At 49.8% G+C, this 20,595-nt stretch carries 19 protein-coding genes, 1 tRNA gene, 1 pseudogene and 1 riboswitch; of the genes and pseudogenes, 8 read left to right on the top strand and 13 right to left on the bottom strand.

Going from position 1 to position 20,595, the window contains the following annotated elements; all coding sequences use genetic code 11:
• Positions 1 to 110 precede the first annotated feature (110 nt).
• The gene (locus tag Q4E64_RS01715) at positions 111 to 1,421 is read right to left on the bottom strand and encodes an MATE family efflux transporter (RefSeq protein ID WP_303165931.1); all 1,311 of its coding nucleotides are present in this window, start codon (positions 1,419 to 1,421) and stop codon (positions 111 to 113) included.
• A 128-nt stretch (positions 1,422 to 1,549) separates the two neighbouring features.
• On the opposite strand from Q4E64_RS01715, the gene Q4E64_RS01720 reads away from it, so the two are divergent.
• Positions 1,550 to 2,524, top strand: coding sequence for a M14 family metallopeptidase (locus Q4E64_RS01720; protein WP_303165932.1), 975 nt, complete (start codon positions 1,550 to 1,552; stop codon positions 2,522 to 2,524).
• A 151-nt stretch (positions 2,525 to 2,675) separates the two neighbouring features.
• On the opposite strand, the gene Q4E64_RS01725 is transcribed toward Q4E64_RS01720, so the two are convergent.
• The 4 genes from Q4E64_RS01725 to Q4E64_RS01740 all read right to left on the bottom strand — a co-directional run bounded on the left by Q4E64_RS01725 (position 2,676) and on the right by Q4E64_RS01740 (position 5,692).
• Positions 2,676 to 3,434: a transporter substrate-binding domain-containing protein gene (locus Q4E64_RS01725; protein WP_303165933.1), complete on the bottom strand. Its 759-nt coding sequence runs from the start codon at positions 3,432 to 3,434 to the stop codon at positions 2,676 to 2,678.
• Between the two features lie 225 nt (positions 3,435 to 3,659).
• Entirely contained in the window at positions 3,660 to 4,913 is a 1,254-nt protein-coding gene (locus tag Q4E64_RS01730) for an S-layer homology domain-containing protein (protein ID WP_303165934.1), read from the bottom strand.
• A 310-nt stretch (positions 4,914 to 5,223) separates the two neighbouring features.
• Positions 5,224 to 5,517, bottom strand: a complete 294-nt coding sequence (locus Q4E64_RS01735; protein WP_303165935.1) for a hypothetical protein — start codon at positions 5,515 to 5,517, stop codon at positions 5,224 to 5,226.
• Between the two features lie 10 nt (positions 5,518 to 5,527).
• On the bottom strand, positions 5,528 to 5,692 hold the full coding sequence (locus Q4E64_RS01740; RefSeq protein WP_303165936.1) for a DUF3800 domain-containing protein: 165 nt from the start codon (positions 5,690 to 5,692) through the stop codon (positions 5,528 to 5,530).
• A 277-nt stretch (positions 5,693 to 5,969) separates the two neighbouring features.
• Here Q4E64_RS01740 and Q4E64_RS11425 point away from each other — a divergent pair, with 277 nt between their 5' ends.
• Complete coding sequence (locus tag Q4E64_RS11425) at positions 5,970 to 6,047, top strand: putative holin-like toxin (RefSeq protein WP_368501481.1); 78 nt, start codon at positions 5,970 to 5,972, stop codon at positions 6,045 to 6,047.
• A gap of 400 nt (positions 6,048 to 6,447) precedes the next feature.
• Here the strand turns inward: Q4E64_RS11425 and Q4E64_RS01745 are convergent, their stop codons facing one another.
• A complete protein-coding gene (locus Q4E64_RS01745; RefSeq protein ID WP_303165937.1) occupies positions 6,448 to 7,707 on the bottom strand; it encodes an S-layer homology domain-containing protein in 1,260 nt (419 codons plus the stop codon).
• A 259-nt stretch (positions 7,708 to 7,966) separates the two neighbouring features.
• On the opposite strand from Q4E64_RS01745, the gene Q4E64_RS01750 reads away from it, so the two are divergent.
• Both Q4E64_RS01750 and Q4E64_RS01755 read left to right on the top strand, forming a co-directional pair.
• Positions 7,967 to 9,229: an FAD-dependent oxidoreductase gene (locus tag Q4E64_RS01750; protein WP_303165938.1), complete on the top strand. Its 1,263-nt coding sequence runs from the start codon at positions 7,967 to 7,969 to the stop codon at positions 9,227 to 9,229.
• 109 nt (positions 9,230 to 9,338) lie between these two features.
• Positions 9,339 to 9,432: riboswitch (NiCo riboswitch) on the top strand.
• A 98-nt stretch (positions 9,433 to 9,530) separates the two neighbouring features.
• Positions 9,531 to 10,472, top strand: coding sequence for a cation diffusion facilitator family transporter (locus Q4E64_RS01755; protein WP_303165939.1), 942 nt, complete (start codon positions 9,531 to 9,533; stop codon positions 10,470 to 10,472).
• A gap of 197 nt (positions 10,473 to 10,669) precedes the next feature.
• Here the strand turns inward: Q4E64_RS01755 and clpB are convergent.
• Positions 10,670 to 13,141 (bottom strand): annotated as a pseudogene (gene clpB, locus Q4E64_RS01760) (ATP-dependent chaperone ClpB); the annotation flags it as partial.
• A 207-nt stretch (positions 13,142 to 13,348) separates the two neighbouring features.
• On the opposite strand from clpB, the gene Q4E64_RS01765 reads away from it, so the two are divergent.
• The 4 genes from Q4E64_RS01765 to Q4E64_RS01780 all read left to right on the top strand — a co-directional run bounded on the left by Q4E64_RS01765 (position 13,349) and on the right by Q4E64_RS01780 (position 15,120).
• Complete coding sequence (locus Q4E64_RS01765; RefSeq protein WP_303165941.1) at positions 13,349 to 13,708, top strand: CidA/LrgA family protein; 360 nt, start codon at positions 13,349 to 13,351, stop codon at positions 13,706 to 13,708.
• A 1-nt stretch (position 13,709) separates the two neighbouring features.
• Positions 13,710 to 14,420, top strand: coding sequence for an LrgB family protein (locus tag Q4E64_RS01770; protein WP_303165942.1), 711 nt, complete (start codon positions 13,710 to 13,712; stop codon positions 14,418 to 14,420).
• 170 nt (positions 14,421 to 14,590) lie between these two features.
• Positions 14,591 to 14,881 carry a BrnT family toxin gene (locus tag Q4E64_RS01775; RefSeq protein WP_303165943.1) on the top strand — a complete coding sequence of 97 codons (291 nt, stop codon included), beginning with the start codon at positions 14,591 to 14,593 and terminating at the stop codon, positions 14,879 to 14,881.
• Between the two features lie 14 nt (positions 14,882 to 14,895).
• Positions 14,896 to 15,120, top strand: a complete 225-nt coding sequence (locus tag Q4E64_RS01780; RefSeq protein ID WP_303165944.1) for a BrnA antitoxin family protein — start codon at positions 14,896 to 14,898, stop codon at positions 15,118 to 15,120.
• Between the two features lie 166 nt (positions 15,121 to 15,286).
• On the opposite strand, the gene Q4E64_RS01785 is transcribed toward Q4E64_RS01780, so the two are convergent.
• The 6 genes from Q4E64_RS01785 to tadA form a co-directional block, all read right to left on the bottom strand.
• Positions 15,287 to 15,547, bottom strand: a complete 261-nt coding sequence (locus Q4E64_RS01785; RefSeq protein WP_303165945.1) for a hypothetical protein — start codon at positions 15,545 to 15,547, stop codon at positions 15,287 to 15,289.
• Positions 15,548 to 15,724: 177 nt separating this feature from the next.
• A complete protein-coding gene (locus Q4E64_RS01790; RefSeq protein WP_303165946.1) occupies positions 15,725 to 18,082 on the bottom strand; it encodes a homocysteine S-methyltransferase family protein in 2,358 nt (785 codons plus the stop codon).
• A 212-nt stretch (positions 18,083 to 18,294) separates the two neighbouring features.
• Complete coding sequence (locus Q4E64_RS01795; RefSeq protein ID WP_303165947.1) at positions 18,295 to 18,924, bottom strand: vitamin B12 dependent-methionine synthase activation domain-containing protein; 630 nt, start codon at positions 18,922 to 18,924, stop codon at positions 18,295 to 18,297.
• Positions 18,925 to 18,935: 11 nt separating this feature from the next.
• Entirely contained in the window at positions 18,936 to 19,796 is an 861-nt protein-coding gene (locus Q4E64_RS01800; RefSeq protein ID WP_368501482.1) for a methylenetetrahydrofolate reductase, read from the bottom strand.
• 194 nt (positions 19,797 to 19,990) lie between these two features.
• Positions 19,991 to 20,081, bottom strand: a tRNA-Ser gene (locus Q4E64_RS01805).
• 24 nt (positions 20,082 to 20,105) lie between these two features.
• Entirely contained in the window at positions 20,106 to 20,594 is a 489-nt protein-coding gene (gene tadA, locus Q4E64_RS01810; RefSeq protein ID WP_303165949.1) for a tRNA adenosine(34) deaminase TadA, read from the bottom strand.
• Between the last annotated feature and the right edge of the window lies 1 nt (position 20,595).

Genomic DNA, 20,595 nt, shown 5'->3' on the forward strand with positions numbered 1-20,595 from the left:
TTATCGTAAAGCGTACTATTGATAAATTTTACACATAACGCTTTGTATCTATAATAGCACTGGTTCTCAATAATTGCAAGGCTTTTGCCACTTTTTTGTCGATAATTTGTCTATTGTGTGATTTTTTTCTTAAGCCCCGGCAAATAGCACAACAATACTACGGACTGCGCCAGCATGAAGCACAGCAGCGCCAGCCACAAGCCGGAATTGCCCCACAACGGTACTAAAAAATATTGCGCCAGGTAAAAAACGCCCAAAGCCAGCAGCATCATATTGCGTATAGGCGCCGTATAGGTCGCGCCGCAGAACACGCCGTACAGCACCATGCCGATACCTGCGCAGACCGGATAAAAGAGCACATAAATATCGTAAGCCTTGGCTGCTGTTATTACTTCGTCAATACCGGTAAAGAGACGGATACAATAATCGCTGGTCAGATAATACCCGCCCATTAAAAGCGCCGCCAGTACGCCCAGCCATTTATAAGTCACGCTGATGGTTTCATTGAAGAGCTGCTTGCTGCCGGCGCCCACTGCGCGCCCGGAAAAAATCGCCGCGCCGTTCGCCATACCGTCGATAAGGTAGCTCATGATATCCTTCAGCTGCAAAAGCACGGCGTTGGCCGCCAGCACTACCGTTCCCAGCGACGCGCCCACGGCGGCGATAATATTATTTACCGTCAGCAGGCAGGCAGTGCGGATCATCAAATTGGCGTTGACCTGCAACATGCCTACAAAGGTGCGCCAGTCCAAAAGTTCGCCCCAGGGCAAGCTGCCGTAATCGAAATCGCCGTAAATATACATCAGCAAAGCGCCTAAAAGCCCGCCGTACAGCTGGCTCAGCAGCGTCGCCAGCGCTACGCCCACAATATCCATATGCAGCCAGAAAACGAACCAAACGCTTAAAAACATATTAAGCACATTCATGGACACCTGCATAAAGACGCTGGCGCGCACCCGCGTCTGCCCCATCAGCCAGCCCAACGCCACATAATTGAAAAGCACCAGCGGCGCGCCCCAAATCAAAATATAATAATAGCTGCGGCACAGCTGGTTGACCTCCGGCGCCGCGCCAATCATGCCCAAATATAAATCGACGATGGGATTTTGCAGCACGATGCAAAAAAAACTTACCAAAAGCGCCAAAACCAGCGGTTTGAAAAACGCCAGCAGACCCAACCTCTTATCCGCCGCGCCGAAAGCCTGAGCTGCATAGCCCGTAGTGCTGACGCGCAGAAAGCCGAAAAGCCAGTAAAGATTATTAAACAAAATTGCGCCAAGCGACACAGCCGCAATATACTTTGGGTCGGGCAGCTGCCCCATCACGGCGGTATTCACCGCTCCCATCAACGGCTGGGTCATAGTGGACAGCATGAACGGTACTGTCAAGCCAAGATATTCCTTATCAGTCAATATACGCATTACTACTTACCTCTCTTATTGGGATATTATTTTATTTATAATTACCTCTTGTGTGAAAAGATTATCACATGTTATAATATTTGGCAAGAGAGAAAATATGGCAAAATATCAAGTAAGGAGTTGTAATAATGTCTAACACCCTCAAAATATGCGGCTTAACCATCGAACAAGGACAAAAGCTGCGTACCTTTTTACCTGTTCCCGACACCCAGGTAAAAATCCCTATTACTATTATCAACGGCTGCGAGGACGGCCCCACGCTGCTCATCACCGCCGGCATTCACGGCGGCGAATACCCAGGGATTGCGGCGGCTATGGAGCTGGGACGCGACATAGAACCCAGCGATTTGCGCGGCACGCTCATTCTGATGCACCCGGTAAATATCCAGGGCTTCTGGGCGCGCAGGGAAATGATTGTTCCTGAGGACGGCAAAAACCTGAACCGCGTATTCCCCGGCGACCCGCTGGGCACTCTGGCGGATAAAACCGCTTATCTCATCAGCAGCAACTTCTTCCCCATCGCCGATTTTTATGTGGATATGCACAGCGGCGATATTCACGAAAGCCTGCACCCTTATGTGTATTATCCCGGCCAGCCCACTCCGGAGGTGGAAAAGAAATCCCGTTCCATCGCCCGCGTGCTGGATATGGAATATATGGTGCGTTCGCTCGCTACCGGCGGCGCTTATAATTATGCCGCCAGCACCGGCCTGCCGTCCATTCTTATCGAACGCGGCGGGGCGGGACTGTGCCTGCACGAAGACATCGAAGCCTACAAGGACGACGTGCGCAATATTCTGCGCAAGCTGAAAATGTTCTCCCTGCCCGTTAAGCCGCGCCGTCACAGCCCCCGCGACGTAGAAAACCTCATCTATCTGGAAGCGCTGGAAACAGGCTGCTGGCTGCACCACATTCACAGCGGCGACTTCGTAGAAGAAGGCCAGGTTTTGGGCCGCATTACCGACGTTTTCGGCAATACGCTCACCACCTACTACGCCGAACAGACCGGCGTTATCCTGTATGTATGCCCGGCGCTGGCTTCGCCCAAGGGCACTATTTTAGTAGCCTACGGCACACTTAAAGAATTTGATGACGAAGATTAAAATTAAAACGCGCATAGCAAAAAGCTGCCGCCCCTGGACAAAGGGCGACAGCTTTTTAGTTTTGCATTCTATGAAGTTGTAGGGGGTGTGTATGTATAAGCAGCTAAAAGCCTGTAAAATAATCTCTATGCTAAGAACTTACTGAAAAAGATTAATTGGCGCCGAAATAAGAACTATAGATATTTTTATACTCGCCGCTACGGCGCAATTCTGCCAGCGCTTTATTCATATCTTCCGCCAAAGCTTTGTTGTCTTTAGCTACAGCTATGCCGATATTATCGGTGAGCAATTCTTTTTCATCGGCGAATTTCACTTTGTCGCCATACCCGTGCGCAATGAAAAAACCTGCGGATACGGAAGAAGCCACGGCGCAGTCAGCCAAACCCTCGCTAACGGCTTTTAAGGTTTCTTCCACGCCTTTTACCGGCAGCAGCTTAGCGGCGCCGTTCTGGCGAGCCAATTCCATAGAATAACTGCCTTCTTCCACTGCTACTGTTTTGCCGCTCACTAAGAATTTACCGTTCTTGTTCTTCGCTACGATAATGCGGTAACTGTCCGCAACATAAGGCTCGGTAAAAGTAGCTAATTTTTCACGTTCCGGAGTAATAGTCATACCGGCAATTGCGGCGTCGTATTTTTTCTCGTTCAGTCCGGTCAGGATATCTTTAAAATCAACGTTGATGTATTCCACCTTGTCGTAGCCCATGCTTTTTGCCAAAGCGTTCATTAAGCCGATATCGAAGCCAGTGTGAACCTTAGTCTTTTCCTGGTAATATTCATACGGCGGGAAATTAGCGTCCGTCGCCACTTTTAAAATCTTACCGGCAGCTTTCTCCTTAGAAGAGTTGCCGCACCCAGCCATGGCAACCGCCAAAAGTACGCAAAAAACAAGCAACAATAATTTTTTCATCTGTAATTCCTCCACTGTTACTTAAATTTTGTGAGAGTGTGCGCATTCATGCTATGCTTTTATTATAGCGCATTTTAGTCATATGTCAATATCTGCTCATATGTTCTTTCTTTTGTTTTCAAAGATACTGAACACTTTGGCGTTAATGTACAGAAAAAAGCAGGCAGGAACGCCAAAGCAGTCCTGCCTGCAATTTTTCTCCGTATTGCTTTTGTCAAAACAAAATCAGAAAGTTATAATGAGCTGCGTCCACAGCGTTTTATAATCGTCCTGGTTATCGTCCGGGTCAAGGTCAAACCATTCTACGCCAGCCACCATATTCTTAGCCACCGTATAATAACCGGCCAGCTTATAACCCTCAAAGCCGACGCTGGGATTCTCGTTGCTCCACGCGAAGGGATAGTCGCCGTTCATCGTATGCGCTACCGCTACGCCAGCAGGCAAATCCATATATTGCGCAACTAGGCCGAAGCTGCCGACCTTGTTAGGACGCGCCTTGCCGTAGGAAAGCTGCACAGAATAGCCGTCCTCGTCCGAATTATTATCTAAATCCGTATAGTAATAGGACGCGCCTAGGTTGGCCTTACCAAAAGAATAATTAGCGCCTACATACCAGATATTATTATCCTCTAATTTTTGCCCATGCACATGCTTTAAATTACCTTTGCTATCAGTGTAAGGATTATCTCCATCTGCACCAAAACGATAGTAACCGGCGGATAAATTCAGCTTATCAATATTGCCGCTCAAGGACGCGCCAATCAAGCTTTCATAATTCCAGCCAAATTTATCATTAGTGCCGGTCGGTTTGCCGTAAACGGCCTCCAGCTTAACATCCTTGCCATAGGACAGAACCACGCCGTCCATATTCTCGTCGTAAATATTGCCGTCGCCCAAATAAATCCAGGTACGGCCTGCGCGCACGTTCACGCCGCCGATTTTACCATTGACAAAAGCCCAGTTAAAGTCTGTTTTTTCATCGCCGGTATTATTTCTGAAATTTTGGATATTCTCGATACGCCCGGTATAAGTCCAATCTTCATTGAGCTGTCCGTTGACGAACAAGCGGGTACGCAGCTTGGAGCCGTAGCTGCCGTTACGCTTAGCGGCATTTTTATACGAAGCGTAGTGAGCGCGGATATTACCGGTTATTTTTACGTTATCTGTTTTCTTTTCCAAATTGGCTACACGCACGCCCAAGGTATCCAGCTCGTCGGCAAATTCAGCGGCCAGCTTATCCACGTCAGCCCCTTTCGCCATAGCCTTTGCTACGATTTGAGCCATTTCGTAGCGGGTCATCAACTTGTCGCCGCCAAAAGCAGCGTCGCCATAACCGTCGACAACGCCTGCTGCCGCCAGCTTATTCACACTATCATAAGCCCAATGCCCTGCCGGGACGTCGCTGAAGGGATTCGCTGCGTAAGCGGAGGCAGTAACGCCCAATACCATTGCCATAGCCAATAATAACGGCTTTTTCATATTCATCACACTCCTCAAAAGTATCGCAATCAATACTATTAAGTTCGCCTGCATTTACGCCTTTTATTCTTAACAGAAATAATTGCTATTTATATTATAGCTTTCTTTATCTTTTATTACAAATCAGCGTTTTTTATGTATACGATAAATTACAAGCTAATTGTCAGACAAATTGTGGATAGATAGGCACAAACTATCACCAACTTCCGAAAATATCAAGGTGTTACTTCCGACTTTATCGCTATTCTGCTTCCGCAAATGCAAACAAAAGTGGGACGGCTCACGCCGTCCCGCCTATAAACGCCAAATTTTAAATCCAACTTTTCTTAGACAAAGGCTTCAAATAATTCTTCTTTAAATCACGTTCATTACCAAAAAAATATATTTCAGACCTTGAAAGAAAATTGCTTTCTAATTTCAGTTGAATCAAATACATAGTACAAAGTAAATCAGCAACTTGAAATAACTTATATTGTGAAGGCACAACTTTACGAAATTCAACTTTTGGTAATAACGCATTAAAAACAGAAGATAGAATTTTATTAACTTCCACTTGACCATTATCATAATAAATCTTTACATTATCAAAATGAAGAAAATCCAAATAATGTTCACTAGTTTATATAAGACAGTTCTTTTTCCAGATTCATAATAGCCGCTTCAATTAAGGAGTCCTGAACATGGAATACCATAGTTATAATATAATACGGAGAATGCGGTTCATAAGCGCCAAAATCTCCAGATTCATCAATAAATACACTTAATTCCTTCATTTTCATTTTATCCGCCTAAAAAAATTGGCGGGGAACTTCCCCGCCTGTGATGGACCCAGGTCTTATGACCAGCCCAATCAGTTGCACTGATTTTCTAAATATATTGTAAAAAAAAGCTCTAAAAAGTCAAGTAATTTGCAAGGTTGTTTTCAACACAAAGCGGGACGGCTGCGCCGTCCCGTAGAAAAAACATTTTTCTTTAGACAATCTTGTGATATAATTGTACCCATGAGATAGTTTGATGGTCGGTTCTTCTCCACTGTCGGTGGGGAGGTGGTAAGCCGTGAGAATATATGAAGCGCTATCTTTGATGATAGCATTCGGTATCCTTGTAGCCACCATTATTTCTGCTTGTAAGTAAGATTTTGCTTATAAAATGAAATAGAGCCACTCTTGGCAAGCAGCTCTTCTTTCACACATATTACACTTTGGAGAAAGCTGACACGCCAACATCAAGCTATCTCTTTTATTATTATAAACTCAAAAATAAAAACCGTCAACGCTTTGCGTTGCATTTTGCATCGATTTATATAGATGTAGAAAAGCACTCAGGCGCTGCGCGCTAGCTTCCCTTACAGAGGAGCCTGGAAAGAACTAAAAGAACAGCACCCCATCGCATTTAACTTATTTTCTGCATTTTAACTCAAATTATGTTAAAAGTCAAATTTTAAGTTAAGTATCTTCTCTTTCGCACAGCAAAAAAGCGGGACGGCTGCGCCGTCCCGCTTGCGAAATTTTTGCGTTGTATTGTTGGGAAGGGATTAGAATTTGAATACAACAGTGGAGTACAAGGTTCTATCAGTATTGCTGGAATTATCTTTGTCTTCCAAATCATACCATTCAACGGAACCAACAATATTCTTAGCCAAAGTCACATCCAAACCAACGCCATAACCTTTGAAGCCATTAGTACCAAAATTACCATCGGCATTACCATTCATAGTATGAGCGATAACGGTACCGGCAGCTTGGTCATAATATCTAGCCCAAACGCCATAAGAACCTGCTTTTGCAGCTTTAGCGCCTTTCCAATTCAAGCCGATTACATACCCGTCGTCGTCAATGGATTTACCAGTGTAATCTTTATCAAGATCAGATTTTAGGTATACAGCAGACAACTTCAAATCTTTAACGATAGGTACGGCAGCTCCAACGGTCCAAATTTCAGTATCTTGACCTTCTCTACCGATAGAAGTGTCACGACCGAACTTCTTTACATCATCAAATTTGTAATAGCCCACATGAGCGTCAATTACGCCAAATTTGCTGGACAAAACACCATAAGCCATATCGCCAGCAGCGGAAGTACCTGCAGAAGTACCGCTCTCAGCTTTATTAGCCGCTTTACCAAAACCAGCAGTTAAGTTAACATCCTTGCCATAGGAAAAAACGATACCATCGGCACGATGATCGTAAATATTGCCATCTTCCAAGAACTCGGCATAACGACCGGCAGTAACTTTTACGCCGCCCAATCTACCGTTTACAAAAGCACGTTGGAAAGAAGTATCTTCTTCACCAACAGAGTTATGGCTGAACTTCTCAATATTTTCCAGCATTCCGGTGTAAGACCAAGTATCGTTGATTTGACCATTGATGTAAATACGGGAACGAGCTACGGTGCTGTTATTACCATTAGCTTTTTCCTTAGAACCGCTGTACTCAAAATGACGGAAACGAACTTCACCGGTAATCTTTACATTGTCGGCTTTCTTTTCCAAATTAGCAACGCGCACGCCCAAGGTGTCCAGTTCATCGGCAAATTCAGCGGCCAGCTTATCGACGTTGGCGCCTCTTGCCATAGCTTTGGCAACGATTTGAGCCATTTCATAACGGGTCATCAGCTTGTCGCCGCCGAAGGTAGCGTCGCCGTAACCATCGATAACGCCTGCTGCTGCCAACTTATTGACGCTGTCATAAGCCCAGTGACCAGCAGGAACATCGCTGAACGGATTGGCTGCATAAGCGGAAGCGGTAACGCCCAATGCCATGGCCATAGCCAATACTAAGGATTTTTTCATGTTCATCACACTCCTGTAAATTATCGCAATCAGAACTATTAAGCACTGCGGTATTTAACGCTTAGCCGTTCTTAACAGAAATGATTACTAGCTATATTATAATATTCCTTGCACATTATTGCAAGTAACTTTTTTCATAAATTTCACTTATGTGACGCTCGCTCAAAATTTTCCGGCGCAGCATGGCAAAGTTCAGACTTTAGGTTATAATATACATAGAAGCGTTACCAGAATCAAAACGACACAAGGAGTTGATATTATGGCTATACTGCACGCAGACGCCGCGCAATTCCGCAAAATGCTGGCGGAGGGTAAAACTTTTCTAGCCGATTTTTACGCCCAATGGTGCGGCCCCTGCAAAATGTTAGGCTACGTGCTGGACGATATAAATAAGCAAATGGGCGAGCGCATTGATATTGTAAAAATCGATATCGACCAGGAGCCGAGACTAACGGAGGAAATGGACGTTACCATTATCCCCGGCTTGTTCTTTGTAAAGGAAGGAAAAACAGTCTCCCGTTACACGGGCTTTTTGCCGTTAGAACGCTTGCAGCCGCGGCTGGAAAAGCTTTTAGGCAGCCAACCGCCGACGGAAGCCGCGCCCGACGAAAATTACGATTTAATTATCATCGGCGGCGGCGCGGCAGGACTGACCGCCGCAATTTACGCCCGCCGCGCCGGTTTGAAAATTCTGGTGCTGGAGGCCTTCGCTCCCGGCGGCAAGCTCATCAAAACCTTTGAGCTGGAAAACTGGCCGGGCCTGAAACAAGTCAACGGTTCCCAGCTGGCCTACGATATTTACGAACAGGCCATGGCGCTGGGCGCCACCTATTTATACGAAAAAGCCGAATCCATCACCCAGGAGGGCAAGCTGCACCGCGTCAGCTGCGCCAGCGGGCTGCAGTTCAGCGCTCCGGCTGTTATTATCGCCACCGGTACGGTAGAACGGCTGCTGCATATTCCCGGCGAGCAGGAAATGATCGGCCGCGGCGTCAGCTTCTGCGCCGTCTGCGACGCCGCCTTTTACCGCGACAAGCCGGTTATTATTATCGGCGCAGGCAATTCCGCCTTTGAGGAATCCCTGTATCTGGCGGAGTTCGCTTCTCACATCACTATCTTAGCCCGCAGCGATAAATACAGCGCCGAGCAAATTATTCAGGATAAGGTAACCGCCCATCCTAAAATCACCGTGCTGCCCTGGCGTATTCCCCAGGAAATACTCATTGCAAATAATCGCGTTGCCGGCGTGCGCGTGCTGAACAAAAACACGGGCTCAGAAGAAATTTTGCAAGCGAAGGGCGTTTTCCCGTATATTGGCGCCGACCCGGTAACGGATTTCTGCCGCCAGCTGGGCATTACCAATCAATACGGCTATTTGGCGGTCAATAACGATATGTCCACCGCCGTTCCCGGCGTCTTCGGCGCAGGCGACGTCTGCGACAAGGTGCTGCGGCAGGTGGTGACGGCCACCAACGACGGCGCTATCGCCGCGCAAAGCGCGATTAAATATCTGCGCGGCTGACAAAAGCAACGCTTACCTTTAAGAAAAATATTTCAAAAATTATGCTTGACAAAGCTTTGGCTAACCGCTTATACTACAAATAATCTCTTTGCACTGCGATATTTGAGCTACAGTACAAACTGATCAGGCGGTAAACCTGCAAGGGTTTTTGCAGCCGGGCCCCTTGGGGCAGCAGACAGCGTTTCAACGTCTGCGGGACAGTTAATTACTATTCCGCAGGCGTTTTTCTATGCGCGCCTGCCTGTTTGCAAAGACCATTGCGGCTGGCATTGCCAGCCCCTTATTTCAAGGAGGTTTTAGTATGAACTTTAGTAACGAAGAAGAACGTATCGCCATGGTGGTGTCCTTCAACAGCATCGTTGCCAACCTGGCTCTTTCGCTGGGCAAGCTGGCGGCGGGCTTTATGGCTCAATCCGCCGCTATGATTTCCGACGGCATTCATTCCGCGTCCGACGTTTTCAGCACCTTTGTGGTGATGGCAGGAGTTAAGCTTTCCAACAAGGCGTCCGACGCCGAGCATCAATACGGGCACGAACGCATGGAATGCGTGGCCGCCATTATTTTGTCCGTTATGCTGACGCTGGTAGCGCTGCTCATCGGCTACAGCGGCTACGAAAAGGTTTTTGTCGCCGACGCATCCGAGCTCGTCGTTCCCGGTCAACTAGCGCTGTGGGCGGCGCTGATTTCCGTCGTAGTTAAAGAAGCTATGTTCTGGTATACGCGCAACGCTGCCAAAAAAGTTAATTCCGGCGCTCTGATGGCCGACGCCTGGCACCATCGCAGCGACGCTTTGTCCTCCATCGGCTCCTTCGTGGGCATTTTGGGCGCGCGCATGGGCTACCCCGTGCTGGACCCTATCGCCAGCATGGTCATTTGCGTAATGATTTTGTATGCCGCTTACGAAGTTTTTAAAGACGCTATGGATAAAATGGTGGACCGCAGCTGCGACGAAGAAACCACGCAAAAGCTGGAAGCTTTAGTTGCCCGCGTTCCCGGCGTAGAGCATTTGGACAGCCTGACCACGCGCATTTTCGGCAGCCGCCTTTATGTGGACGTAGAAATCAGCGTTAAGGATAATCTTTCCCTGCTGGCGGCTCACGCCATCGCCGAAACGGTACACACCGCCATCGAAGCAAATTTCCCACTGGTTAAGCACTGCATGGTTCACGTTAATCCCGTCAGCGAGAAAATCCACGAACGCTGTCCGCTGCTGCCGCCGGAATTGCGCCCCAGCAACAGATAATTTTAAATAAACAGAGACCGAAAGGCTAAAGCGATAGCCCTTCGGTCTTTTTTATTGCTCATATTTTTCATAAAAAAATCCCGAAAGCCAGCTTCGAGCTAACCTTCAGGATTTATAAGCGATATACTTTATTTTACGACTACGTCGATAGCGCCGTTCTGCAGGACAACCTCTGCCCTGGAGCCGTGTTTAATTTAACCGGCCACAATCTTTCGTCCCAGAATATTTTCCACGGTGTGTACAATGAGGCGTTTTAACGGACGGGCGCCAAAGGCCGGGTCGAAGCCTGCCTGCGCCAGATAAGCCACAGCCTCGTCCGTAGCGGTCAGCGTCAACTCCAGCTGCTTGTTCAGGCGCTCGCCCAGTTCATGCAGCACCAGCTTAACGATATCCTTGATCTGCTCGGCCTGTAACGGCTTAAATACCACAATGTCGTCCACACGGTTTAAGAATTCCGGACGGAAGAAGTTCATGAGCATTTGCTGAATTTTCTCCCTGTCCATGCTGCCCTGGTTCTTCATAATTTCGCTGCTGCCCAAGTTGCTGGTCATAATAATCAGCGTATTCTTAAAGTCCACGCTGCGACCCTGCCCGTCGGTCAAGCGGCCGTCGTCCAGCACCTGCAGCAGCACGTTGAACACGTCGGCGTGCGCCTTTTCGATTTCATCCAGCAAAATTACGCTGTAGGGGTGACGGCGTACAGTCTCTGTCAGCTGGCCGCCCTCGTCGTAGCCGACGTATCCCGGAGGCGCGCCGATCAAACGGGATACAGTGTGCTTCTCCATATATTCGCTCATATCGATGCGCACCATATTGCGCTCGTCGTCGAACAGCACCTCGGCCAGAGTCTTGGCCAGCTCCGTTTTGCCGACGCCGGTAGGGCCAAGGAAAATAAAGGAGCCGATCGGACGGTTGGGGTCCTTAATGCCTGCGCGGGCGCGGATAACGGCCTCGCTGACGGCCTTAACGGCCTCGTCCTGACCGATAACGCGGCGGTGCAGGATTTCTTCCAGATGCACTAATTTATCGCGCTCGCCGCTGCCCAAACGGGAAACGGGAATACCGGTCCAGGTGCTTACCACTCTGGCAATATCCTCCTCGTCCACTTCTTCCTTTAATAATACGTTATCGTTACCGGCCTCGTCCTTGCGGGACAGCGCGGACAACTCTTTTTGCAAAGCCGGCAGACGGCCGTATTTCAGCTCGGCCAGCTTGTTCAAATCGTAATTGCGCTCGGCTTGCTCCATTTGCTGCTTAACGTCGTCGATTTCTTTTTTCACCTCGCGCACGCGGGCGATGGCAGCCTTTTCAGCGTCCCAACGCTTAACCAACTCGTCGTTAGCCTGGCGCAGCTTAGCCAGCTCCTCGTTGAGCTTTTGCAGGCGCTCCCTGGAGGCGTCGTCGTCCTCCTTGCCTAAGGCCTGAGCTTCAATTTCCAGCTGCAAAATACGGCGCTTGCTTTCGTCCAGCTCCGTCGGCAGAGAATCTATTTCCGTGCGCAAGCGGGCGGCAGCCTCATCCACCAAATCGATAGCCTTATCCGGCAGAAAACGGTCGTTAATATAACGGTTGGACAGCACGGCGGCGGCCACCAGTGCGGCGTCCTTAATTCTTACGCCGTGATGCACCTCGTAACGCTCACGCAGGCCGCGCAGGATGGAAATCGTGTCCTCCACGCCCGGTTCCTTAACCATAACCGGCTGGAAACGGCGCTCCAAAGCGCTGTCTTTTTCAATATATTTGCGATATTCGTTCAGCGTAGTAGCGCCAATGCAGCGCAGCTCGCCGCGCGCCAGCATAGGCTTTAAAATATTGCCCGCGTCCATCGCGCCCTCGGCAGCGCCTGCGCCCACTACGGTGTGCAGCTCGTCGATGAACATAATAATCTGGCCTGCGCTGTCGCTGACAGCCTTCAGCACCTTTTTCAGACGCTCTTCAAATTCGCCGCGGTATTTAGCGCCGGCCACCAGAGCGGCCAAATCCAAAGCATACAGCGTCTTGTTCTTCAGGCTTTCAGGTACGTCGCCAGCCACAATACGCCGCGCCAAGCCTTCGGCAATAGCTGTCTTGCCGACGCCGGGCTCGCCGATCAGCACAGGATTATTCTTCTTGCGGCGGCTCAAAATTTCTACCACGCGGCGAATTTCCTCGTCGCGGCCAATAACCGGGTCCAGCTTGCCGTCGCTGGCCTTGGCAGTTAAATCCTGACCATATTTTTCCAAGGTTTTTTTCGTTTCGTCGTCAGCTGCGGTATTTTGATACTGCATATAAGCTGCCTCCACCTTCTTCTTATCGATACCGTACTTGCGCAGCAAAGCCACAACGTCGCTGTCGCCGTCGCTGGCCAGCGCCGCAACCAGCGCGCCCACGGTAATTTCCTGCTGCCCCTGGCCAATAATAGCCATCACTCTGGCAAAGCCGGTGCCCATTACCAGCTGGCGGTCCTGCCCCTTCACGCCGGGAATTTTCTGCACCAGCGCCTTGGCCTCCCTAGCAAAAGCGTTCTCGTCGATATGCAGGCTTTGCAGCAAATATTTAAAAAAGCCGTCGCTGCCGCACAAAGCTGCCAGAACATGAGCGCAAGTCAGCTCCTGATGATAATTCATCACGGCCTGCTGCTGCGCCGCTTCTAAAATCGCCTTTACCTCTTCGCTATAGCGTTCATTCATCTCAATAACCTCCTCTATACACTGCGGCAGGTTAATCCTCGCCGCTTGCTTTAAAGTCCTTACACTTGATATTATAACAGTAAAAGTCAAAAAGTCAAATAGGAGATTTTGTTAAATCCGTGAAATATTCGCCTCTTTTCCTTGACAATGATATATGAGTATGTCACAATGGAACATGCTTTTTGCTATAGAGGAGGAAAAATTATTATGTCACCCACATCCCTGCTCAGGGGTACCGCTTTTTTGCTTTTACTGCAATGGATATCTACAATCATCATCAACGCTATCGGCCTGCCCTTTCCGCCGTCCCTTTTAGGAATGCTGATTTTAACGGCGTTGCTATGCGGTAAAATTATTCCCGCATCTTCCATAGAAGACGTCTGCGATATTCTCATTTCTAAAATGGGTATGCTCTTTTTGCCGGCCGGGGTCAGCGTCATGCTCTATGCCGACGTTATCAGAGCCGAATGGCTGCCGATACTTGCAACCATTATTACCGGCAGTCTGGCCGTCTTGGCAGGCACCGCTCTGTTTCTGGAATTTTTATTAAAAAAAGGAGACCGCTGACATGTTTCCCGAAGCTTTAATCAACTCGCCCCTTTTCGGCATCGGCCTGACCGTTATCGTGTACGCCATCAGCGAAATTATCGTCGACCGGTTAAGGCTCAGCGTCATTCCGCCTATTTTACTCGCCTGCCCCGTCATTATCGCCGTCATCGTTTTCTGCCCCAGCGTGGAATACGAGCATTATGCAGCCGGTGCAGATTTTATTAATTTTCTGCTGGGGCCTGCGACTATCGCGCTGGCCTTGCCGCTGTATAACAACCGTGCGGTTATTGTCCAAAACGCTGCGGCTATCATCAGCAGCATAACATTAGCGACTGTCGTTGCGATTATTGCCATTTACGTCTGCGCCAAAGGACTGGGCGCCAGCGACCAGGTACTTTTAAGCCTACTGCCTAAATCAGTAACCACGCCCATCGCCATCGAGGTATCCAAGACCATCGGCGGCATCCCGGCGCTTACCACCGCCGCCGTTATCTTTACAGGTATTTTAGGCGCTACCTTTAATCACAAGCTGCTGGCTGTCTTCGGCATTAAAAGCGACTTGGCCGCAGGGCTGGCCATCGGCGCGTCCAGCCACGGCATTGGCACCAGCGCCTGCGCCGCCGTCAGCGCTATGCAGCTGGCCATCGGCGGTGTGGCTATCGCCCTGACGGGCATTGCCACCTCCATCTTTGCGCCCCTGCTGCTGCCGCTTCTGCAAAGCGTTTGGTAAAGCGGCCAGCGCTACGTAATAACAGCATAAATAGTCAAAGCCTGCTTTCGCGCATACTGTGGAGGCGGGCTTTTTATATTAAAGCAATTAAAATTACCTGGCATAATTACACAAAAACCGTTCATCTCCAACCTCTTGACTTATACTTATTTTATAATTATAATATAAGTATGGAAGAATTATATTTCGAGTGGGATGAAAATAAAAATTCCATCAACAAAAAGAAACATAAAATTTCCTTTGAAGAAGCGCAAACCGTTTTTGAAGATGTCGAAGCAAGGATAATTACGGACCCAGACCATTCAGAACAGGAGGAAAGATTTATTATTTTAGGCTTTAGCATAAAAGCAAATCTTTTGGTCGTTTGTCATTGCTACAGGAAGAATGACTCTGTAATCAGAATTATTTCGGCACGAAAAGCTACTGCCAAGGAAGCCCGTCAATATCATGATTTCTTATGAAAAGAGGTGTAATTATGAGAGAAGAATATGATTTCACCAATTCTGTTAAAAATCCTTATGCCAAACGTATAAAAAAACAAGTAACGATGAATCTCGACAGCTCTGTCGTTATTTATTTTAAAGAACTAGCCGCACAAACAGGAATACCTTATCAAACGCTTATCAATATGTATTTATCATACTGCGCAGAGCACAAACTGCAACTGCAAACTATGTGGAAAGAAAAAGCCGCAGTATAGTACAAGTAGTAACTACACAGCAGAATATCTTTAGGAATCTTACAAACTAGCAACAAAAGCCTGCCTTCGCCAATACTGCGGAGGCAGGCTTTTAGTTTTATAGTGATATTTTACTTTTCGGACAAAATAGGACTGCTATCCAATTTTGTCCGAAGGTTTTTTGTTCTCACAAATGATTAATCATGCCGCGCAGCTCCGTAAAGACGACGCCCGCTTTATCGGCAGGAAATACCTGACAGGGCAAGGCGCGCAAATCGTCCACGCGCCAGCCCGCGTTCCGCTCCGCCAGCTTGTTCAGCGCTTCCTCCATATCGGCAGCCACCACAATAGCCAACGCATCAAGATAAAATTCGTTGTTTACGCAGGGCTCCTCGATCATGCTGTGACTGTGATAGGTCTTGTTATGACGCCATAAGTAAATATTCATCCGCGCACCTCCTTGCTTATCCTGATATTATTATACCACAAGGGCATAAGTTCTGCTAAGCTCTGCGTTCGCCTTTGGCTCCGCAATCGCTAAGCATTCACTTAATATCATGACTCCCGCGGCTCTGCCATTATCTGCGTCGCTTCACTTGAACCACACATAAAATTTTAGCCGTTTTCACTTTCCAAAGACGCTGTTCACATAATTAACCGCGCTGACGGCGTTGGGCGCGTAATGTTCAGCGCCGATGGACGCGGCGTATTCCTCCGTCAGCACCGCGCCGCCTACGACCACCTTGCAGTCGCTCACCTTGCGCAGCTCCGCAATCGTTTCCTCCATTGCGCCTACGGTCGTCGTCATCAGCGCCGACAGGCCCACCACCTTAGCGCCGCTTGCCTGAGCCGCCTCTACAATAGTATTTACCGGCACATCCTTGCCCAAATCCAGTACGCGATAGCCGTAATTTTCCAGCAGCACTTTCACAATATTTTTGCCGATATCGTGAATATCGCCGTGTACTGTGGCGATAATCACCGTTTCGCCCTGAGTTTCGCCTACGCCCACAGCGTCGCGGATCACCTCGAAGGCGGCCTTAGCGGCGTCGGCGCTCATTAAAAGCTGGGGCAGGAACATAGTTTTCTTTTCAAAGCCATTGCCCACAAAATCCAGCGCCGGAATCATATATTTATTGATAACCTCCAAGGGAGCTTCCTGCGTTAAAGCAGCGGCCGCAGCCTTGCGCGCTTCTCCCTGCAGACCCTTGACGATAGCGTCGTAAAGCCCCATTTCGCTGACCGCAGTCGCCGCAGCCTTAGGCGCGTCGGCGTAACGCTGCACATATTCCTTGCAGCCCGCATCATAGCCGCTCAGCGCACGGTAGCCGTAAAAAGCGTCCAGCATGGGCTTGCTCTGCGGATTTATAATGCCGCAGGACAGCCCCGCCGCCAGAGCCAGCGTAAAGAAAGCGCTGTTGACGGCCTCGCGTCCCGGCAAGCCAAAGGAAATATTAGACACGCCCATGACCGTGTTAATGCCACGAGCCTTCATAGCGCGAATCACCTCGCAGGCAATAGCGGCGTTTTCCGCGCCGGTGGAAATAGTCAGCGCCAGAGGGTCCACTACGATATTGCGGCTATCGATGCCGTATGCGGCAGCGCGGGCGATAATTTTATCCGCCACGGCAATGCGTCCTGCCGCAGTGCTGGGAATACCGCCGTCGTCCAGGCACAAAGCTACCAGCACTGCGCCGTATTTTTTCGCCAGCGGCAGCACATGGTTCAGACTATCTTCCTTGCCGTTGACGGAATTGAGCATGGGCTTGCCGTTATACAAGCGCAGCGCCTTTTCCATAGCGTCGTAATTAGAGGTGTCGATTTGCAGCGGCGTATCGGTAATAGCCTGCAAAGCCGGCACGGCCTTAGCGATCATAGCAGGCTCGTCGATACCGGGAGAACCCACGTTAACGTCAAGAATATGCGCGCCGCTGTTGATTTGCTCCAAGCCCAGGCGGCACACATAATCCAAATCGTTATTGGCTAAAGCTTCCTTCAGGCGTTTTTTGCCCGTCGGGTTAATGCGCTCGCCGATGATAACAGGCCCTTCGCCCAAATGCACGGCCCGTCCATAGGAAGATACCGCCGTCAAGCGGCAGTCGCGACGTCCTCCGGGCGGCAATTCGCGACATTTAGCAATCATCGCCGCAATATGCTGCGGCGTCGTACCGCAGCAGCCGCCGACGATGCTCGCGCCCTGCCGCGCTAAATCGTACATCAATTCGGCATATTCCTCCGGCCCTACGTCAAAGCAGGTCTTGCCGTCGCGCTGCACGGGCAAACCGGCGTTAGGGTTGATAATTACGGGCAGGCTCGTCGCCGCCAGCATTTGCGGCAGCAGCTTGCCCACCTGCACCGGCCCCAGGCCGCAGTTAAAGCCTACGGCGTCCACGCCCAGGCCCTCGCACATCAGCGCCGCCGCTTCCACGGTAGCTCCGGTCAACAGCTTGCCGTCCTCGTCGAAGGTCATCGTCACGCAAACCGGCAAATCGCAGTTTTCCTTAGAAGCCAAAACGGCAGCCTTGAGTTCATAGGTGTCGCTCATGGTTTCTATTAAAATCAAATCGGCTCCGGCAGCCGCGCCGTAGCGCACCATTTCGCCGTAGGCTGCCACAGCCTCTTCAAAGGGTAAATCGCCGTAGGGAGCCAACAGCTTGCCCGTCGGCCCCAAATTGAGAGCGACAAATTTATTTTCCCGGCCGCCGCAGGCTTTCTTGGCGATAGCCACAGCCGCCTCGATAGTTTCCTTGCAGTCCAGTCCCGTTCCTTTCAGCTTAATGGGGTTAGCGCCGAAGGTATTGGACTTTACAATATTGGAGCCCACATCCAGATAGCCGCGGTGGACAGTCTCGACGATTTCCGGATGAAGAAAATTCCAGCTTTCCGGCAGTTCGCCGGGCTGCAGGCCGCGCGCTTGTAATTGGGTGCCGGTCGCGCCGTCAAAAAACAGCATTTGCTTACCTAATAGTTCCTTAAAATTCATATTTCCTTTTCTTCTCCTCGTTGTTTAATATGTCGACTTATGAAAAAGACTAACTCCCTCAGTCATTTTGCTACGCAAAATGCCAGCTCCCTCAAAGAGGGAGCAAAAGTAATGTTTAAGCACTAATTTTTCTTGCCCCCTCTAAGAGGGGGCTGTCACCGAAAGGTGACTGGGGGAGAAATAAGTAAAACAGTCAATAAATCTATAAATCTTTATACCCCATTTTCCCTATAAGGGCAGTTTATGTTGCCGCACGTCATACACCTGTTCCAAACGCATTCCGTTTTTTCCGACAGGCCGATAATCGCCGTTACCGATTTGGACGGAGCCATCATCAAGCCGTCGGTCAGCGCCAGGCCGATGAGCTTAGCGCAGTTTAAAACGGGAAAGAGCAACCGCTGCTCCTGCAAATCCCAATCGCCGTAGCCCGGGGAAAAACGCGGGCGTTGGGCCAAGCCGCCGGTATCCGCCGCAGCCTGCACTTGGTCGCAATAGCTTTCAATCAGCGACGCAGCCACAGCCTGAGCCGCCGCGCCTTCGGCCACGCTGCCCAAGGCCAGACGGCGAATAGCCACGTCCACCCTGCTGCCCAGCGTCGCGCCCAGCAGCAGCGCCTCGCCGCAGCCCTGCAAATGCCGCGCCAGGTCGCGGGAGGTCAAACGCACACCGCAGTCCAGAGTTACGCCCTCCGCGTCCACCTGCACCCTGTGCTTTTGCAGAACATGGCGCGCCTGCACCTCGTTGCGCAGCTTCAGATACACCGTATCCACCAGCACGCCGGACGCTTCGTCGCGCATATCCGCCCGCAGATACCGCAGCGCCTCTCTTCTATTAAAGTCCACAGTACATCACCTTATTTTACAATTTCCGACAGATTACGCATAATACCGCCGATAATTTCCGGGCGGTTCATAGTGTAAATATGTACATGATTAAAGCCGTTGGCCACCAAATCGATAATCTGACCCGTAGCGTAAGCAATGCCCGCCTGCTGCAGAGCCACCGGTTTGTCGGCAAATTTTTCCACCATCGCGCGGAATTGCGGCGGCAGCTTCGTCCCGCTCAGCTGGCAGATACGGTTAATCTGATTAGCGTTGGTCACAGGCATAATGCCCGGCACTACGGGCACGTTAATGCCTGCCGAAAGCAGCCGGAACATATAATTATAAAGGATGGTATTATCAAAAAACATCTGCGTTACCAAAAAGTCCACGCCGGCTTCGACTTTATATTTAGTGTTATCGATATCCCGCGCCATGCTGCCCGATTCAGGATGACCTTCGGGATAAGCGGCACCGCCGACGCAGAAATCGCCCTGCTTTTTAATAAAGCGCATCAAATCGCTGGCATGGGCAAAGCAGCCGCCGGTTCCCTGTGCGCCTGACGGAATATCGCCCCGCAGCGCCAAAATATTTTGAATGCCGTTATTTTTCATTTCGCCCAGCACCCGGGTTATTTTAGCTTCGTCAGCCTGTACGCAGGTCAAATGCGCCAAGGCCGGAAGGCCATAGCTCTGCACCTCTTTAGCCAACGCTGCGGAATAGCCCACGGTACTGCCGCCTGCGCCGTAGGTAACGCTGATGTAGGAGGGCCGCGCCTCCGTAATTCTTTTTACAATGCCCAAGCTGTTCTGCAGCTCCGTGCCCTGCTTAGGCGGAAAAACTTCGCAGGAAATACAAACCTTATCGCTGTTAAAAATGTCAGTTAATTTTATAGAACCCATTACGCGCCTCTCCCTTATTTTTACATATTTGATAGCTATTGTAGCAGTTAAGCTCTTATTTTGCAAACGTAACGATATATTTTACCAAATTGCTAGGCTTTCAGGAAAAGGAGTGCTAAAAAGGTTACAATTTATATCGTCATACAAAAAATCCTGCGGCACACGTCGCAGGATTGCTTTTTCTTTGGCGGAGACGGTGGGATTCGAACCCACGTGCCGCGTAAACGGCAAACTGATTTCGAGTCAGCCGCGTTATGACCACTTCGCTACATCTCCATTGAAATAATATTATAGCTGAAATTACTGCTTTTGGCAAGAGCCAGCTTTGCGCTCTTTATTTTCCTGCCGCCGCCGCTTAAAAAAATCCTTCATCACCTGGGCGCATTCCTCCTCGCACACCCCGGCGATAACCTCGGCGCAATGATTAAGATTAGGATTCGTAATAATATTGAAGATGGATTCCGCGCCGCCTGCCTTCACGTCCGGGCAGCCGTAAACCACCGTATCGACGCGGCTGTTGACAATTGCGCCGCTGCACATGGGGCACGGCTCCACCGTAACGTACAGCGTGCAGCCGCTCAGGCGCCAGCGGCCCAACCGCTTGCAGCCCTCACGAATGACGAGCATCTCGGCATGAGCGGTACCGTCCTGCCAGGTCTCGCGCATATTATGCGCCGCCGCGATCACCTGCCCGTCATGCACCAGCACCGCACCGATAGGAATTTCGCCCAGCTCCGCGGCCTTACGCGCTTCCGCCAAGGCCAGCTGCATATAATGCTCGTGGTTCATG

Origin of the sequence: Phascolarctobacterium sp. (assembly GCF_030531065.1) — a bacterium.
GTDB lineage: Bacteria > Bacillota > Negativicutes > Acidaminococcales > Acidaminococcaceae > Phascolarctobacterium_A.

Coding starts and splice junctions, on each gene's coding strand:
- Q4E64_RS01715 (WP_303165931.1), bottom strand. CDS start 1,421: ATGCGTATATTGACTGATAAGGAATATCTTGGCTTGACAGTACCGTTC.
- Q4E64_RS01720 (WP_303165932.1), top strand. CDS start 1,550: ATGTCTAACACCCTCAAAATATGCGGCTTAACCATCGAACAAGGACAA.
- Q4E64_RS01725 (WP_303165933.1), bottom strand. CDS start 3,434: ATGAAAAAATTATTGTTGCTTGTTTTTTGCGTACTTTTGGCGGTTGCC.
- Q4E64_RS01730 (WP_303165934.1), bottom strand. CDS start 4,913: ATGAAAAAGCCGTTATTATTGGCTATGGCAATGGTATTGGGCGTTACT.
- Q4E64_RS01740 (WP_303165936.1), bottom strand. CDS start 5,692: ATGAAAATGAAGGAATTAAGTGTATTTATTGATGAATCTGGAGATTTT.
- Q4E64_RS01745 (WP_303165937.1), bottom strand. CDS start 7,707: ATGAAAAAATCCTTAGTATTGGCTATGGCCATGGCATTGGGCGTTACC.
- Q4E64_RS01750 (WP_303165938.1), top strand. CDS start 7,967: ATGGCTATACTGCACGCAGACGCCGCGCAATTCCGCAAAATGCTGGCG.
- Q4E64_RS01755 (WP_303165939.1), top strand. CDS start 9,531: ATGAACTTTAGTAACGAAGAAGAACGTATCGCCATGGTGGTGTCCTTC.
- Q4E64_RS01765 (WP_303165941.1), top strand. CDS start 13,349: ATGTCACCCACATCCCTGCTCAGGGGTACCGCTTTTTTGCTTTTACTG.
- Q4E64_RS01770 (WP_303165942.1), top strand. CDS start 13,710: ATGTTTCCCGAAGCTTTAATCAACTCGCCCCTTTTCGGCATCGGCCTG.
- Q4E64_RS01775 (WP_303165943.1), top strand. CDS start 14,591: ATGGAAGAATTATATTTCGAGTGGGATGAAAATAAAAATTCCATCAAC.
- Q4E64_RS01780 (WP_303165944.1), top strand. CDS start 14,896: ATGAGAGAAGAATATGATTTCACCAATTCTGTTAAAAATCCTTATGCC.
- Q4E64_RS01785 (WP_303165945.1), bottom strand. CDS start 15,547: ATGAATATTTACTTATGGCGTCATAACAAGACCTATCACAGTCACAGC.
- Q4E64_RS01790 (WP_303165946.1), bottom strand. CDS start 18,082: ATGAATTTTAAGGAACTATTAGGTAAGCAAATGCTGTTTTTTGACGGC.
- tadA (WP_303165949.1), bottom strand. CDS start 20,594: ATGAACCACGAGCATTATATGCAGCTGGCCTTGGCGGAAGCGCGTAAG.